Here is a 14,923-nt window from a genome sequence, read left to right on the forward strand (position 1 = left end):
TCCGGCTCTGGAAAAAATCTGCGCCTTGCGTAGTGCGCTTTGCGGTGTTGTGCAAGGGTCTGGCCGGGTGGTCGCGCAAACAGGGCGCTAAAGGGGAAGCTCTCCTGCCTCTAGCGCGCGGCGCAGATGGTCCAGCGCCTGTGCCAGGTTTTCATCGACGATATGCAGGTATTCGGTCCAGCTATGCAGCCCTTCCAGCGGTTCCGCCCCGTCCGATATGCCGCGCAGGGCGATCAGGGGCAGGTTGTGGCGATGGCAGGCGCGCAGCACGGCGAAGCTTTCCATATCGACCATATCCTGCGCGATCTGCGCATAGGCCGCCCCCGTGACGACATTCGCCCCGGTCGACAGCGTGGCGGTCGCAAGCCCCGGCACCAGGGGCGCAAGCGGCAGCACCGCGGGCAGGTCCAGAAGCGGGGTCGCGCCCTTGTCGAACCCAAGGGCAGAGGCATCCATATCGCGATAGGCGACATGGCTTGCCTGATAGACCGCGCAATGATCGAGCTGTGCCGACCCTGCCGAGCCAAGGCTGACCACCAGATCGGGCAAGCCCCCGTCGCGCGCCAGCCCTTCAAGCGTCGCCGCCATGACGACTGCCGCCTCTACCGGGCCGATGCCGGTCATCAACGGCGTGATGCGGGCTTGCAGATGGGGCCCGTATTCGGGTGCTGCGGCCATCTGGAACAAGATGCGTGCGCCGCCCCAGTTCGCGATTTCCATGCTGACCGCCCCTGCCCTAGCCAAATGACGTGGTCACTAAACACCGCTTAGGCTGTCTGTGCAATGTGGGGCGTGGTGCCGGCAGAGGGACTTGAACCCCCGACCTTCGGTTTACAAAACCGCTGCTCTACCAACTGAGCTATGCCGGCATGGCGCGCGGTTTAGCCCAAGTGCCGGGCCTGCGCAATCGGGGATCGCGGCTTTCAGGGATCAATCGCGCGCGAAATGGCGCACGAAATTCGCCAGCACCCGGCCAGAGGCCTCTGTCGCCACGCCCGCGCAGCGCGCGGTCAGATCGGCGGCGGCTTCGGGCGGGAAATAGCCCTTGTCCTTGTAGACCTGAATGCGCAGCGCGAAATTCGTGCCGTCCGCTTCGGGATGGAATTGCGTGGCATAGATACGGTCGCCATGGCGCAGCATCTGGATGGGGCAAGCATCGCCCTCCAGCAGATGCACGGCACCATCGGGCAGCGCATCGAGCGCTTCCTTATGGCCGACAAGGGCTGTGAACGTATCGGGCAACCCGTCCAGCAACGGGTCATCCCTGCCCTCGGCGCGGCGGCGGCAAGTAATGGGGCCGACATCTTCGCCGTGATGGTCCTGCGAGACGGGCGCACCAAGGAATTTTCCAAGGATGCCGATGCCATAGCAACAGCCCAGAAATGGCGTGCGCGTCTCGGCAATGCGCGGCATCAGGCCAAGGATCTGCGCCTCTATCCGCGCCTCCATCGGGGTTTTCGCCTCTGGCGGATCGCTGACACATCCCGGTCCGCCGCCGACGATCACGCCGCTACAGGCGGTCAGGTCCAGATCATCGGGCAGGGTTTCCCGCTCCAACCGGATACGGCGCGTGTCGCCCTCTGACAGCCCCGCGCGGCGCAGGATGGCGCTGTATTCGTCATCGGCCACATCGGCCTCTGGCCGCAATTGGATCACAAGAAACGGCTTCATCCGCCCTACCCCCGCCAGAAGCGCGGCAGAAGCAGCACCAGCACCGCCAGAACCTCTAGCCGCCCCAGATACATGCCAAGGATCATCAGCCATTTCGCCGTTGCCGAGAACTGGTCCACCGCACCCGTTGGCCCCACTTCCGGGCCATAGGCGGGGCCGATATTGCAGATCGCGGTCCATGCGGCGGTGAGCGCCGTGCGCGTGTCGAGCCCGGTCAGGGCAAGCGCCGCCGCCAGAAGCGCGAAAATGCCCGCGAAGGCCGTGAACATGACGATGACAGAGGACACCACGTCCTCTTCCAACCGCTTGCCGCCCAAGCGCAGCGCGATCACCTGATGCGGGCTGCCAAGCTGGCGCATCCGCATCTTGATCGCCTCGAACAAGACCAGAAAGCGGAACACTTTCAGCGAACACCCGGTCGAGGCGGTACACGCCCCGATGAACCCCACCAGCATGACCACCATCAGCGGGAAATCGCCCCATGCCGACACATCCTCGCTGCCATAGCCGGTGCCGGTAAACAGCGTGACCACGTTGAACAACGTGCCGCGCAACAGGTCCAGCAGATGGCCCCCTTCGGTCAGGAAGCGGTAAATCACGATCGCCACCACCGCATAGGCAATCCAGCGCAGAAAGGCGCGCACCTGCACGTCTTGCAACAGCGCCTTGGGCTGGCCACCCATAAGCTGAATGAGCCGAATAAAGGGAAGGCCCGCCAGTATCATGAACACCACCGAGACATATTCGAGCGGCCCGGTAAACGCCGCGAAAGACGCGTCATGCGTGGAAAAGCCGCCTGTCGCGACCGTCGTCAAACCGTGGTTCAACGCATCGAACCCAGCCATGCCAAAGGCCATATAGGCGATGATCGTGGTCACGGTCAGCGCCAGATAGACCTGCAACAGCGCGAGAGAGATGTCATAGACGCGCGGCATGATCTTGCCCAAGGTGTCGAACCCCTCGGACTGGAAATGCTGCATCCCCCCCACGCGCAGCACGGGCAGGAACACAAGCGCCACGACCACAATCCCAAGCCCGCCCAGCCATTGCAGGATGGACCGCCACAACAGCACCCCGCGCGGCATGTCATCCAGCCCAACGAAAACAGTCGCGCCCGTGGTGGTCATGCCCGACAATGCTTCGAAATAGGCATCAGTCCAACTTGCATTGGGCGCGCCCAGCATGAAGGGGATGGCGGCAAAGGCGGGCAGCACCAGCCACAGGCTGCTGGCCAAAAGGAAGGATTGCCGCCGCCCCAGCCCGTCTTGCAGCGAATTGCGGGTCGACCCCGCCAGAACCCCGCCGATCATGGCCGTGATGAAGCTGGACAGCGCGAAGCCGCGCCAGTTCGCGTGGCCCAGGCTCAGGTCCAGCGCCATCGGCATCAGCATCAGCAGGCCAAGCGTCAGCGCCAGCAGGCCGACAAGGTAGATGACGGGACGAAGGTCGATCATGCGCGCAGCCTTTTCGTGCTTGGCCCTAGCTGTCAAGCACGCATTGGGGCGCAAGGCGGGCGACATCCTCGGGGCGGCACAGCGCGCTCGCGGGCGTCATGACAGCGGCGGCGGCGGCGGCGGTTCCTTGGCGCAACGCCTCGGGCATGGCGCGCCCCTCGGCCAGCGCAAGGACCAGCGCGCCCATGAAACTGTCGCCCGCGCCGACCGCGCTTGTGACCGGCACGATGGGCGGGCGGCAGGTATGGACCGCATCCTCTGGCCCCGCGATGACATTGCCCTGCGCGCCACAGGCCACGCTGACCCATTGCGCCACGCCCCGGCCTTGCAGGCTTTTGGCAAAACCCGCGGCGCTTGCCAGATCGGGCAGCGCGTGGCCTGCCAGCCCCTCGGCCTCTGCACGGTCCATGCGCAACAGGAACAGGGTGGGGTCGGGATTCTGGACCACATGCTCCAAACCGGCCCCGGACGTATCCAGCGCCAAACGCCCCGGCGGCAGCGTGCGGGCCAGTTCGGCGGGAAAGCGGGCGGGCAGACCGGGCGGCAGCGACCCACTGAGCACGACAAGCCCTTGGGCACGCGCGGCAATATCGGCAAGCGCCGCCGCGCCCAGACCTTCGGGCCAGTCAGCGCCCGGCAGTTGCAGCCGGTATTGCGCGCCCGTGTCATCGGTGATGGCCCAGTTCGAGCGCGTGTCGCCCGGCGCATCGAACACATGCACCGCCACGCCCTGCGCGCGCAACAGCGTGGCAAGCCGCGCGCCGGCAGCGCCCCCCAGCGCCACCCATGCGCAGACCTTGCCCCCCAAGCCATGGATCACGCGCGCCACGTTCACGCCGCCGCCGCCCGGTTCCGTAACCGGATCGGACAGGCGCAGCTTTGGGCCCGCGATCATCTGCGACACATGGGCCGACAGGTCGAGGGCGGGGTTCAAGGTGACGGTCAGGACAGGGGCGGGCTGCATTGCGTCATGCGCTCCGGCTACAGGGGCGGAATAGCCCGACTAAACCGCGCCACGGGGCCGGGTTCAACCCCGCAGTCACCCAAAAGAAAAGCCCGCCATGGGGCGGGCTTTGGGTCTGTCATCCGACGTGGAACAACGTCGCGAACAGCTTGGGGTCCAGACTGTCGCTATCGAAGGTCTCGCCCCGTGTCAGGACGCTGACCGCGTCATGGCTGTGCAGGCTTTCCTGATGGCTGGCCAGCACGCGGAAATCGCCAATGCGCGGGTCCGCGTCCAGTTGCGCGCAAAAGCTGCGCGCGGCGTCTTCGACGAAGATCGGGTTCGCGGCATTCAACTCGGCAAAAGCCTGTTCATCCTCGCGCTTGACCATGACTTGCGTTTCCGTGGGCACGGCGGCGCGGCACAGGTCGATCAGGTCTTCGAACCACAGCTTCTTGCCCGGCAAGACCTGCACCGAGATCCGCGCGACAGAGCGTTGCGAATGCGGCGTCGCCAACTGCCCGCGCGTGGCGCGCGCGTGTTCGCTCAGCTCTAGCGAGCAGGGGCAGGTCGAGGAATAGACATAGTCCAGATGCATGAAGGTCTGGCGCACGCCCGCGCGGTCCACCACTTCCATGGCGATGTCGTAATACTGGTAGCCATGCAGGCCCGAGCGCAGGCTTTCCACCTTCACCGGGAAACTGAAGCGCATCATGATGCGCGCGTCAAAACTTTCCAGATCGGCCTTGTAATCCTCCAGCGCCGCGCGCACGACATCGGCGCTGAACGTGCGCTCGGCATGGGCGTAGAAGCTGCGCATGATGCGCGACATGTTGATGCCCTTCTTCTCTGCTTCCAGGCTGACAGAGCCGGTGACAGAGGTTTCCAGCGTCAGATCGCCATTGTCGCGGGTATGGTAGCGGATGGGCAGCCGGAAGTTGGAAATGCCGACATGCTGGATGGGGGCCTTTGCCCCCACGATCAGGCTGGACGGGCCATTTTGCAGATCGGGAAGGCCCGCCTTGTAATCGGCATCGGCGCGAAACCCTTCGGGGTAGTCGCGGCTCAGCTCGGGATAGGACGCGGCAGGCAACAGGCCCGTTGCCGCCGCCTCGACCCGCGCGCGGGCCTCGCCCGACGCGCCATCGGCAAAGCGGCGCAGGGTTTCCAACGCCGCGCGCGCCTCTGCTTCAGAGGGGGTCTGCTCTAGGCCGGGAACATGCACATTCATCAGGTGTAGTCCTTCCTGTCTGTCGGACCCATAGGTAAGCGCCCGACTGTGCTTTTCCACTTTTTTCGTCATGCGCGGGGCACGCCAAACGACGCCATCACATCAAATCGCGTCAAGCGCGGCGCGCAGGTCGGCGATCAGGTCGGCGGTATCTTCCAGCCCGACCGACAGGCGGATCAGCCCCGGCGTGATGCCCAAAAGCGTTTTCTGGTCCTGCGGCAGGCGCTGATGCGTGGTCGTGGCCGGATGGGTGGCAATCGTGCGCGCATCGCCAAGGTTGTTGGAAATGACGGCCACCTGCAACGCGTTCAGGAACCGGAACGCCGCCGCCTGCCCGCCCGCGATCTCAAAGGCCAGAACCGTGCCGAACCCGTCCATCTGGGCGTTTGCAATCGCGTGCTGCGGATGGGTGGGCAGGCCCGGATAGATCACGCGCGACAGGCGATTTTCGCCCTGCAACGCCTCTGCAATCGCTTGGGCGCTGGCCGCTTGGGCACGCACGCGCAAATCCATCGTGACCATGCCGTTCAGCATGATCCACGCGTTGAAGGGCGACAGCGCCCCGCCCGTGTGTTTCAGATACGGCTCCACCGTGCCGCGAATGAAGTCGCGCGTGCCGCAGATCACGCCGCCCAGCGCGCGGCCCTGCCCGTCTATGTGCTTGGTGGCCGAATAGATCACCACATCCGCGCCCAGTTCGGTCGCGCGGCTGAACACGGGCGTTGCGAAAACGTTATCGACCACGACCGTCGCGCCCACCGCGTGCGCCAGCTTGGCCACCGCGGCCAAGTCGATCACCTCCAGCGTGGGGTTCGACACGGTTTCCAGAAAGACCGCCTTGGTGTCTGCGCGGATCGCGCCGCGCCATGCATCCAGATCGGTGCCGTCGATCAGCGTGATCTCGACGCCGTAGCGCGCCAGCACTTTTTCCAGCACATAAAGACATGACCCGAACAGCGCCCGCGCCGCGACCACATGGTCGCCCGCGCGCAGCATGGCCATCAGCGCACCGGAAACGGCGGCCATGCCAGAGGCGGTGGCGAAAGCATCCTCTGTCCCCTCTATGGCGGCGATGCGTTCCTCGAAGGCTGCAACCGTCGGGTTGCCATAGCGCGCATAGATGAATTCATCCGGGCCGGTGCCCAGAAACCGCGCTTCCGCAGATTCGGCGGTCGGATAGACGAACCCTTGCGTCATGTAGATGGCTTCGGCCACCTCGCCGTATTGACTGCGGCGCGCGCCGTGATGCACGAGTTTCGTGCGCGTGTTCCAGTTCTGGCTCATACCAGCCCCCATTGGCCCTTGGGCCATGAAAAACCCCCGAACCTGAAGCAGGTCGGGGGATGGCCCAGACCTCTTTAGCGGAAATGTTTAACGTGGCCCGCAATCGGGTGACAAATCGCCACGACGCGGCCCCGTGCCGCGCGGCTTCGGTGGTAGCGCCGCGCAAGGGCGGCGTCAACCGAAAGCGTTCGGCGCAGGCTCAGGCCACGTTTTCCAGCGCGACCTGCGGCTGCACGCCCAGCGCGTGGCACACGTCGCGCGTCAGGGTCGGGCGGTTGAGCGTGTAGAAATGCAGGTCTTCCACGCCCTCGCGCATCAGCTTGTCGCAGAGTTCGGTGCAAAGTGCCGTGGCCAACAGGTCTTCACGCCCGTCGCGGGTCGCTTTCTCGAACGCCTCGTCCAGCCATGCGGGCACGCTCGCGCCCGTGGCCAGCGCGAATTTGCGAATGCCCGACCAGTTTTCAATCGGGATGATACCGGGGATGATCTGCCCCTCAATCCCTTCGGCGGCGCAAGCATCGCGGAACCGCAGGAAGGTCTCGGCCTCGAAGAAGAACTGCGTGATCGCGGAATGCGCGCCCGCTTCGAACTTGCGCTTCAGCCAGCGCACATCGGCCAGGCTGTCGGCGGCTTCCGGGTGCGGTTCCGGATAGGCGCCCACACGCAGGTTGAAATTGCCGGTGGCGGCCAGTGCCTCGATCAGCTCTATCGAGTTGGCGAAGCCGTCGGGATGCGCGGTAAAGCCGCCCTGCCCTTTGGGCGGATCGCCCCGCAGGGCGACAATCTCTGTCACGCCCGCTTGCGCGTAGCTGTCGGCAATGGCGAGCGTTTCCTCGCGGGTTGCGTCCACGCAGGTCAGATGCGCGGCGACATTCAGGTCGAACTGCTTGCCGATGGTCGTCACGGCCTCATGCGTCAGTTTGCGGGTGGTGCCGCCCGCGCCATAGGTGACCGACACGAATTCGGGCCGCAGGGGCGCCAACATGCGCACCGTGTCCCACAGCTTGAAGCTGGCTTCCAGCGTTTTGGGCGGGAAGAATTCGAAGGAAATGCGCGGTACGGGCATGAGTCGTCTCCGGTTGGATTTCACATCTTGTGCCACAGATGCTTATGTGAAACCAATTCATTATCTTCAACATGATTATGAGCGCGACATGCATATCGAATTCCGCCACCTGCGCACGATCAAGGCCATTCACGATGCGGGCGGGCTGGCGCGCGCGGCGGAACTGCTGAACATGACGCAATCGGCGCTGTCGCATCAGGTCAAGGGGCTGGAAGATCAGGCCGGGGTCGAATTATTCGTGCGCCGCTCGAAACCGCTGAAACTGTCGGCGGCGGGGCTGAAAATGCTGCGCGCCGCCGAAGACATCCTGCCGCGTGTCACCGCGCTGGAGGATGAATTCTCGGGGCTGGTCAAAGGCAGTTCCGGGCGGCTGCACATCGCCATCGAATGCCATGCCTGTTTCGACTGGCTGTTCCCGGTGCTGGAGCAATTCCGCAAGGCCTGGCCCGATGTCGATGTCGATATTCGCCCCGGTCTGGCCTTCGACGCCCTGCCCGCTTTGCGCCGCGAAGAGGTGGATTTGGTCGTGTCATCAGACCCCGAAGACCTTGACGGCGTGCAATTCCTGCCGCTCTTCGATTATGAACCCGTCTTCGTCGCCGCCGCCAACAGCCCCCTAGCCGCGAAAGACCACATAGAGGCCGAGGATTTCCGCGACCAGACGCTCATCACCTACCCGGTCGAGCGCGCGCGGCTGGACGTGTTCACCCAGCTTCTGACCCCCGCCAAGGTCGAACCCCGCGCCGTGCGGCAGGTAGAGCTGACGGCGGTCATCCTGCTGCTGGTGGCATCGGGGCGCGGCGTGTCGGTCCTTCCCGACTGGGTGCTGCGCGAGGTGCGGTATCATTCGGATTACGTTACCAAACGGCTGACTGAGGGCGGGCTGACCCGGCGGCTATTTGCTGCGGTGCGCACAGAGGACGCGGCAAAACCCTTCATGGCGCATGTGCTGCGATTGGCGCGGACAGAGCCGGTGAAGTTGCAACGCGGCTAGGGGGCCAGCCACTGCCCCGCCCAGCCATCTGCATGTTCGAACCGCGCGCGGCGGTGATTGCGGCCCAGATGCACAAGGTCGAACGCCAGCACCTGAAGCTGCACCACCGCGAAATCCTGCGCGTTGGGTTCCTTGGTGTACTCCAGCGCCTGCGCGATCGGCTGGCCGGGCGCGGGCGCGCTGCCATAGGCCATGCGAGAGCCGTCCGGCACCCTGTCCCAACGGGCGGCAACCTGCGCGCCGGTCAGGATCTCGGCCCGCAGCTCTGCCCGGATTTGCAGATGCACGCGCGCGTCCCACACATGCAGCGTGGCGCGCGGATCGGCTCTCAATTCCGCAACCTTGGCAGAGCGCAGATCGGTATGCACCTCTAGCTGGCCCGCGTCCTTATCAGCCCCACGCAGCACCACCGTGCGCGCCTGCGGCCAGCCATTCGCGCCCAGCGTGGAGAGCGTAACCTGCCGCGCCGCCGCGCGCTTGTCGCGCACGCCACGGACCAGGCGCGCCCAAGCGGCATCGAGCAGCGTCTCAAGGGATTGCGCCCAGATTTCGGACGGGTCGGTGGGGTTTCGTGGCATGGGGCATCCCTAACTGTGACGTTTCGCCAAGCTGTCACGCAGCGCGGCTATGTCAAGCTGATGAAACCGTGTAGCCCCCGCCGATTGCACCCAACCCCACATCTGTTAGGCTTTCCAAGTAGCACGCAAGGACAGACATCATGACAGACCTTACCGGCCTTGGCGGTTTCATCGTCCTCGCCCTGGCGCTTTGGGCCATCATCTCGACCGTGAATTCCTCGGCCACGACCGGGCGCAAGGTGATCTGGTGCCTGATCGTGTTCTTCCTGCCGCTGCTTGGGTTCATCCTGTGGCTGTTCTTCGGCCCGCGCGCGCGGCGCTAGACAAGGAACGGCTTGCCGGTGTCTAAACGGCGACCCGATTGCCCGCGGGTGCCGCGGCCCGGTCACGACAGGCTAAGCGTGTCGTGCAGAAGGGGCCGACCTGTGGCCCGTTTGCACGCTGATCGCGGTGACGATGCACACACGGGTTTGTTTCTTAAAACAGATTTTGAGAATATGAACGCCAGCAACTGCTGCGCCCCATTGCAGCGGCATGACCGAGTGACAGATTGAGCCATGTTGAACCATGTAACACCGCCGCCCGGCACCTACCCCGCGCTGATGACCACCGCCGAGGTGGCGGAATTCCTGCGCACCAAGGAACGCACCATTTACGACATGGTGGCCAAGCAGGCGATCCCGTTCACCCGCGCCACGGGCAAGCTTTTGTTCCCGCGCCGCCTGATAGAGGCGTGGCTGGAAGCGCAGACCGAAACGCCCGATGCGGGCGCGCTGAGCATTCCGCAAATCTATTCCGGCTCGAACGACCCGCTTCTGGACTGGGCGTTGCGTTATTCCAAGGCCGGGCTTGCGGTGCGCGCGGGCGATTCCACGCGCGGGCTGGATGATCTGGCGGCGGGCGAGGCGATGCTTGCGGGGCTGCACCTGTTCGACCCGGTGTCGGATAGCTGGAACGTGCAGGCGGTGCGCAACGTGCTGTCGTCGCAATCCTTCGTGCTGGTGCATTGGGCTCGGCGCACGCAAGGGCTGCTGGTCGCGCCCGGCAACCCGCATGACGTGGCCAGCCTACGCGATTGTGCCGAACTGGGCCTGCGCTTCGCGCTGCGCAGCGAAGGGTCTGGCACGCAGCGCCTGCTGGATATTCAACTGTCGCGCAGCGGGCTGAGCATGGCCGATCTGAACATCGTCCCCGGCACCGCCCATACCCATGCCGATCTGGCAACCATGATAGAGACCGGCGCGGCCGATTGCGGTTTGGGCATTCAGGCCGCCGCTGGCGCGCTGGGGTTCGTGCCCTTGTTGGAAGATGACCAGTTCGATCTGGCCATGACCCGCCGCGCCTATTTCGAGGAACCCGTCCAGCGCCTGATGGACTTCGCCCGCAGTCCCGAATTCGCGGCGCAGGCCGAACGGCTTGGCGGCTATGATCTAAGCCATCTGGGCCGGGTTGTCTGGAACGGTTAATTCCCGGTTGCGGCTTGCGCGTCCATATGGGCGGTGGCGCGGGCGATGAACTCGACCAGCGCCTGACGATCCGCCGGGTCGGCCACGCGCTGCTCTGGCATCCGTGACCCCGGTGTATAGGCCTCCGGGCCGACCTCGAACAGCTCGGCCACGGTTTCGGGCGTCCAGACAATGTTCAGCGCTTGCAAGGCGGGGGAATAGTCAAACCCCTCTGCCGTGCCGATCCGCCGGCCAAAGACGCCATGCAGGCTTGGCCCCGCGCGCGAGTGATCGCCGGGTTGCAGCGAATGGCAGACCGCGCAGGCGCGCCAGATTTCCGCGCCCCGGCTGGCATCGGTATACTCCTCTGGCGCGTCGGGGCGCTCGCCACCCAACGGATCACCCGTCAGCGCATCCCAGCGGCGCACGATACCGTCGGCGCTGCCGGTAAAGACCTGCGCGCCATCCGCCGCGACTGCCCAGATCGGGCCGTCGGCGGCGCGGAACATGGCGGTTATGCCCAGATCCTTGGGCGCCAGCGTCCAGACCGTGCCATCAATCGCCCCGGTCACGATATGCGCGCCGCTTGCACCGACCGACACGAGCGGGCGGTCGGTCAGAAACCGTTCGGGCAGTTGAGCGCCATCGGCGGAAAACACCCGCAACGCCCCATCGGCAAAGATGATCGCGGCGCGGTTTTGCGATATGGCCAGACCATTGGGCAACCCCGGCAGGCCCGCATTGGCGCGAAGCTCTCCATCGGGCGACCAGCGCAGAAACCGCAGATCGCCGCCCACCGAGACGATCTGCCCATCGGGCAGGAACCCCACGCCCGTAACGCGGTCGCTATGGGCGGGCACGGTCACTATGCTTTGATCGGCAAGCGCCAACACCTGCACCGTCCCGTCAAAGAACCCGGCGGCGATGCGGCTGCCATCGCCCGCCACCGCCAGCGACGCCACGGGCGAAGTGCCGCGCGGGGTTGCAAAGCGCGGCGCGGCCTGCCCCCGGTCCCAGACAGCGATGCGCCCGTCCTGCCCTGCGGTCACGAAGCCATCGTCCAGGTGGGCAACGGCCGTGACCGTGCCATCATGGAAGCGGCTGACATATAAAGCGCGCGCTTCATCCAGCGACCACAGGATCGCGCGGGTGTCGAACCCGCCAGACAGCAGCATGTCCTGCCCGACCGCAAGCGCGCCCACCGGGCCGCTATGGCCCAGAAAGTCTTGCGCGCCCACGGGGCTCGACAGACATGCCGCGACGATCAGCGCCGAAAGCGCGGCCCTGCGCCCCATATCGGCTTATTCGCTGACGAGGTTGCTTCCCGGATCGCCCACGCGGGCACCTTCGGTGCTGTAGGCGGAATAGCTGGGTTCCTGGAATGACCCGTTCAGAACCTGCGATGCGACAACGGCACCAACCACGGCGAAGACGGCAGCGGCGAGAAAGGCTTTCATATTGGTCTCTCCTGTCAGTTTTGCACGGTCGCTTTTGGACCGGCCTTGCTTTCCAGCGCGCCCATGACGGTGCGCGCCATATCCTGATACAGACGGCCCAAGGGGCCATCGGGGTCGCGCGCAAGGATGGGGCGGCCCGCATCCGACGCGCTGCGCAACTCCATCGACAAGGGTAGCGCACCAAGGAAAGGCACGCCGATGCGCGCGGCCTCTGCCTGCGCGCCACCTTGGCCAAAGATCGCATGGCTGCTGCCGCAATCGGGGCAGATGAATTGCGACATGTTTTCGATAATGCCCAAGGTCGGCACATCGACCTTGTTGAACATGGTGATCCCGCGCCGTGCATCGACCAGCGCCAGATCCTGCGGGGTCGAGACGATGATCGCGCCCGCCAGATCGGTGCCCTGCGCCAGTGCCAGTTGCGCGTCGCCCGTGCCCGGCGGCATATCGACCAGCAAAAGGTCCAACGCGCCCCAGTCGACATCGGAAATCATCTGGGTGATCGCGGACATGATCATCGGACCACGCCAGACCATTGCGGTTTCGGGATCGACCAGCACGCCCATGGACATGGCTTTCAGCCCATAGGCCTGCATGGGCAACAGGCTGCGCCCCTGCCCCTTGGCGGGTTTGCCCGTCAGACCCAGAAGCGTCGGCAGCGACGGGCCGTAGATATCGGCGTCCAGCACCCCCACTTTCCAGCCCTGCGCCCGGAACGCCAGCGCCAGGTTCACCGTGGTGGTGGATTTGCCCACCCCACCCTTGCCAGAGGCCACGGCCACGACATGGCGCACCCCGGCCAAAGGCTTGGGCTTTGCGGGCGCGACGCTCAGCTTCGGCGGGGTCTTGGGCGAAGGCGTCGGGCTATCCGCCGTCAGCACCACGAAGACAGAGGTGACACCCTCCAGCGCGCGCAGCTTCGCTTCGACCGCGTCGCGCACGGGCATGAACGCCTCATGCTCACCCGGCGCGATTTGCAGCGAAACGCTGATCCGCCCGCCATTCAGCGACAGGCCAGACACGCGGGTGGATTGACCCAAGCTGGACCCGTCCGGCAAGCCAACCGAGGCGATGGCAGCGCGGGCTTGGTCAAGGAAATCGGGATCGGAGCTGCTCATGGCATTCCAGCTTTCACAACGCGGCCCCGCGCCTGCACAGCGCGAGGCCGGATTTTCACCAAGCGGACAAGTTACTCTGCCGGCGTCGCGGCCCCTTTGGCAGAGCCGGACTTGCCGCCCTTGACCTCTTCCACCCACAGGGCGTGGTGCTCTTTGGCCCAGTTTTCATCGACTTCGCCGGAACCCATCGCATCGAACGCGCCTTCCATGCCGACAGAGCCGATATAGATATGCGCGATGATGATGGCAGACAGGCCAGCGGCAACCAGCGCGTGGATCAACTGGTAGAACTGCCAATCGGTGAAGCTGCCGGCAATACCCGGAAAGAGCAGCATAAAGCCCGTGTAGGACAGGGCAGCACCGCCAAGGATAACCGACCAGAAGATGACCTTCTGACCCGCGTTGAACTTCTTGGCGGGCGGGTGGACGCCCTTCTTGAACAGGCCGCCACCGACCTTGATCCACTCGACATCCAGCTTGTTGGGGATGTTTTCGATCACCCACAGCAGGAAGATCAGCGCCAGCGAGACCATGAAGGGCCATGCCAGGTAGTTATGCGCGATCTTGCCCCATGCCGAAAGCGTGCCGAATGCGCCCTCGCCCAGCAGCGGCAGGATGACGGATTTGCCGATAATCAGGTTCAAACCCGACAGCGCCAGGATGATGAAGGTCGACGCCAGCGTCCAATGCGCGAAACGCTCGATCGAGTTGAAGCGCAGGATGGTGCGGCCCGACAGGCCGGAATCAACGCGGATGCGCCCACGCACAACGTAGAACAGCGTCAGAAGCGCCAGCATACCGACAACGGCGATGACCGACAGCGTGACGACCGTGTTGCCATGCAGCGCCGCCCAATCCTTGTTGACCGGCTTTATCAGGTTGCCTGCCGACTGGTCGGGAATGGACACACGCCCGCTGACCACGCCCTCGGTGCCAAGCGCTTGAAACAGCGCCTCTTCGCTGACCGATTCCGCTGTAGGGTTGACCTGTGCCTGCGCTTGCGGGGCCATGACGGCCACCGCGAATGCCAAGGACAGAGCTGCGCCGAATTTTGCAAGAATGTTCATGGCTGCCCCCTTAGACCGTAACCGTTTCGCCGTAAGCGTCGCGCCAGCCCCAAGCGCCAGAGCCGTAGCCACGGGTCACAACACGCTCGCGGTAAATCTCCGCAATGATGTCGCCATCACCCGCCAGCAGCGCCTTGGTCGAGCACATCTCGGCACAGAGCGGCAGCTTGCCCTCTGCCAAACGGTTCGCGCCGTATTTGACGTATTCCGCCTGAGACATGTCCGGCTCGGGACCGCCAGAGCAATAGGTGCATTTGTCCATCTTGCCGCGCGTGCCGAAATTGGCGGTCTGCGGATATTGGGGCGCACCGAAGGGGCAGGCATAGCTGCAATAACCGCAGCCGATGCAGGTGTCCTTGTTGTGCAGAACCACGGCGTCATCGGTGGTGTAGAAGCAATCCACCGGGCAAACGCTGGCGCAGGGTGCGTCGGTGCAATGCATACAGGCCATCGACACCGAGCGCTCACCGGGCAGACCATCATTGATGGTCACAACCCGACGCCGGTTGATGCCCCACGGCACCTCGTGCTCGTTCTTGCAGGCGGTGACGCAGGCGTTGCACTCGATGCAACGGTCCGCATCGCACAGGAATTTCATTCGTGCCATTGTTGTTT

The 14,923-nt window shown here is 64.7% G+C and carries 16 protein-coding genes, 1 tRNA gene and 1 riboswitch; of the genes, 3 read left to right on the forward strand and 14 right to left on the reverse strand.

Annotated elements, in window-relative coordinates; genetic code table 11:
- Positions 1 to 87: 87 nt before the first annotated feature.
- From J1C52_RS08270 to metF, 8 genes are all read right to left on the reverse strand, one after another.
- On the reverse strand, positions 88 to 720 hold the full coding sequence (locus J1C52_RS08270) for a 5'-methylthioadenosine/S-adenosylhomocysteine nucleosidase (protein ID WP_227427460.1): 633 nt from the start codon (positions 718 to 720) through the stop codon (positions 88 to 90).
- A 73-nt stretch (positions 721 to 793) separates the two neighbouring features.
- Positions 794 to 869, reverse strand: a tRNA-Thr gene (locus J1C52_RS08275).
- 61 nt (positions 870 to 930) lie between these two features.
- A complete protein-coding gene (locus tag J1C52_RS08280; protein ID WP_227427461.1) occupies positions 931 to 1,671 on the reverse strand; it encodes a glutamine amidotransferase in 741 nt (246 codons plus the stop codon).
- A gap of 5 nt (positions 1,672 to 1,676) precedes the next feature.
- Positions 1,677 to 3,125, reverse strand: coding sequence for a TrkH family potassium uptake protein (locus tag J1C52_RS08285; RefSeq protein ID WP_227427462.1), 1,449 nt, complete (start codon positions 3,123 to 3,125; stop codon positions 1,677 to 1,679).
- 25 nt (positions 3,126 to 3,150) lie between these two features.
- Entirely contained in the window at positions 3,151 to 4,089 is a 939-nt protein-coding gene (locus tag J1C52_RS08290; protein WP_227427463.1) for a 1-phosphofructokinase family hexose kinase, read from the reverse strand.
- Between the two features lie 118 nt (positions 4,090 to 4,207).
- On the reverse strand, positions 4,208 to 5,299 hold the full coding sequence (gene folE2 / locus J1C52_RS08295) for a GTP cyclohydrolase FolE2 (RefSeq protein ID WP_227427464.1): 1,092 nt from the start codon (positions 5,297 to 5,299) through the stop codon (positions 4,208 to 4,210).
- A 102-nt stretch (positions 5,300 to 5,401) separates the two neighbouring features.
- Positions 5,402 to 6,583 (reverse strand): O-succinylhomoserine sulfhydrylase, encoded by a 1,182-nt coding sequence (gene metZ / locus J1C52_RS08300; RefSeq protein WP_227427465.1) that lies wholly within the window; start codon positions 6,581 to 6,583, stop codon positions 5,402 to 5,404.
- Positions 6,584 to 6,636: 53 nt separating this feature from the next.
- Positions 6,637 to 6,715: riboswitch (SAM riboswitch) on the reverse strand.
- 67 nt (positions 6,716 to 6,782) lie between these two features.
- On the reverse strand, positions 6,783 to 7,649 hold the full coding sequence (metF, locus tag J1C52_RS08305; protein WP_227427466.1) for a methylenetetrahydrofolate reductase [NAD(P)H]: 867 nt from the start codon (positions 7,647 to 7,649) through the stop codon (positions 6,783 to 6,785).
- 88 nt (positions 7,650 to 7,737) lie between these two features.
- Between metF and J1C52_RS08310 the strand changes: the two genes are divergently transcribed.
- Positions 7,738 to 8,643: a LysR family transcriptional regulator gene (locus J1C52_RS08310; protein ID WP_227427467.1), complete on the forward strand. Its 906-nt coding sequence runs from the start codon at positions 7,738 to 7,740 to the stop codon at positions 8,641 to 8,643.
- Here the strand turns inward: J1C52_RS08310 and J1C52_RS08315 are convergent.
- Entirely contained in the window at positions 8,640 to 9,221 is a 582-nt protein-coding gene (locus J1C52_RS08315) for a pyridoxamine 5'-phosphate oxidase family protein (protein ID WP_227427468.1), read from the reverse strand. The two genes, J1C52_RS08310 and J1C52_RS08315, sit on opposite strands and share 4 nt — an antisense overlap.
- 140 nt (positions 9,222 to 9,361) lie before the next feature.
- Here J1C52_RS08315 and J1C52_RS08320 point away from each other — a divergent pair, with 140 nt between their 5' ends.
- Both J1C52_RS08320 and J1C52_RS08325 read left to right on the forward strand, forming a co-directional pair.
- The gene (locus J1C52_RS08320; RefSeq protein WP_227427469.1) at positions 9,362 to 9,544 is read left to right on the forward strand and encodes a PLD nuclease N-terminal domain-containing protein; all 183 of its coding nucleotides are present in this window, start codon (positions 9,362 to 9,364) and stop codon (positions 9,542 to 9,544) included.
- Positions 9,545 to 9,778: 234 nt separating this feature from the next.
- A complete protein-coding gene (locus J1C52_RS08325) occupies positions 9,779 to 10,687 on the forward strand; it encodes a helix-turn-helix transcriptional regulator (RefSeq protein WP_227427470.1) in 909 nt (302 codons plus the stop codon).
- Here the strand turns inward: J1C52_RS08325 and J1C52_RS08330 are convergent.
- The 5 genes from J1C52_RS08330 to fdh3B form a co-directional block, all read right to left on the reverse strand.
- Positions 10,684 to 11,961, reverse strand: coding sequence for a c-type cytochrome (locus J1C52_RS08330; RefSeq protein WP_227427471.1), 1,278 nt, complete (start codon positions 11,959 to 11,961; stop codon positions 10,684 to 10,686). The genes J1C52_RS08325 and J1C52_RS08330 overlap by 4 nt on opposite strands.
- 6 nt (positions 11,962 to 11,967) lie before the next feature.
- Positions 11,968 to 12,123 (reverse strand): hypothetical protein, encoded by a 156-nt coding sequence (locus J1C52_RS08335; protein ID WP_227427472.1) that lies wholly within the window; start codon positions 12,121 to 12,123, stop codon positions 11,968 to 11,970.
- A gap of 14 nt (positions 12,124 to 12,137) precedes the next feature.
- Positions 12,138 to 13,241, reverse strand: a complete 1,104-nt coding sequence (locus J1C52_RS08340) for an Mrp/NBP35 family ATP-binding protein (protein WP_227427473.1) — start codon at positions 13,239 to 13,241, stop codon at positions 12,138 to 12,140.
- Between the two features lie 71 nt (positions 13,242 to 13,312).
- Positions 13,313 to 14,308, reverse strand: a complete 996-nt coding sequence (locus J1C52_RS08345) for a formate dehydrogenase subunit gamma (RefSeq protein ID WP_227427474.1) — start codon at positions 14,306 to 14,308, stop codon at positions 13,313 to 13,315.
- A 10-nt stretch (positions 14,309 to 14,318) separates the two neighbouring features.
- A complete protein-coding gene (fdh3B, locus tag J1C52_RS08350) occupies positions 14,319 to 14,915 on the reverse strand; it encodes a formate dehydrogenase FDH3 subunit beta (RefSeq protein WP_227427475.1) in 597 nt (198 codons plus the stop codon).
- Between the last annotated feature and the right edge of the window lie 8 nt (positions 14,916 to 14,923).

Origin of the sequence: Roseibaca sp. Y0-43 (assembly GCF_020667835.1) — a bacterium.
In the GTDB taxonomy this organism is placed as follows: Bacteria; Pseudomonadota; Alphaproteobacteria; order Rhodobacterales; family Rhodobacteraceae; genus Roseinatronobacter.

Coding starts and splice junctions, on each gene's coding strand:
- J1C52_RS08270 (WP_227427460.1), bottom strand. CDS start 720: ATGGAAATCGCGAACTGGGGCGGCGCACGCATCTTGTTCCAGATGGCC.
- J1C52_RS08320 (WP_227427469.1), top strand. CDS start 9,362: ATGACAGACCTTACCGGCCTTGGCGGTTTCATCGTCCTCGCCCTGGCG.
- J1C52_RS08310 (WP_227427467.1), top strand. CDS start 7,738: ATGCATATCGAATTCCGCCACCTGCGCACGATCAAGGCCATTCACGAT.
- J1C52_RS08325 (WP_227427470.1), top strand. CDS start 9,779: ATGTTGAACCATGTAACACCGCCGCCCGGCACCTACCCCGCGCTGATG.
- J1C52_RS08315 (WP_227427468.1), bottom strand. CDS start 9,221: ATGCCACGAAACCCCACCGACCCGTCCGAAATCTGGGCGCAATCCCTT.
- J1C52_RS08290 (WP_227427463.1), bottom strand. CDS start 4,089: ATGCAGCCCGCCCCTGTCCTGACCGTCACCTTGAACCCCGCCCTCGAC.
- fdh3B (WP_227427475.1), bottom strand. CDS start 14,915: ATGGCACGAATGAAATTCCTGTGCGATGCGGACCGTTGCATCGAGTGC.
- J1C52_RS08330 (WP_227427471.1), bottom strand. CDS start 11,961: ATGGGGCGCAGGGCCGCGCTTTCGGCGCTGATCGTCGCGGCATGTCTG.
- J1C52_RS08340 (WP_227427473.1), bottom strand. CDS start 13,241: ATGAGCAGCTCCGATCCCGATTTCCTTGACCAAGCCCGCGCTGCCATC.
- metF (WP_227427466.1), bottom strand. CDS start 7,649: ATGCCCGTACCGCGCATTTCCTTCGAATTCTTCCCGCCCAAAACGCTG.
- folE2 (WP_227427464.1), bottom strand. CDS start 5,299: ATGAATGTGCATGTTCCCGGCCTAGAGCAGACCCCCTCTGAAGCAGAG.
- J1C52_RS08335 (WP_227427472.1), bottom strand. CDS start 12,123: ATGAAAGCCTTTCTCGCCGCTGCCGTCTTCGCCGTGGTTGGTGCCGTT.
- J1C52_RS08280 (WP_227427461.1), bottom strand. CDS start 1,671: ATGAAGCCGTTTCTTGTGATCCAATTGCGGCCAGAGGCCGATGTGGCC.
- J1C52_RS08285 (WP_227427462.1), bottom strand. CDS start 3,125: ATGATCGACCTTCGTCCCGTCATCTACCTTGTCGGCCTGCTGGCGCTG.
- metZ (WP_227427465.1), bottom strand. CDS start 6,583: ATGAGCCAGAACTGGAACACGCGCACGAAACTCGTGCATCACGGCGCG.
- J1C52_RS08345 (WP_227427474.1), bottom strand. CDS start 14,308: ATGAACATTCTTGCAAAATTCGGCGCAGCTCTGTCCTTGGCATTCGCG.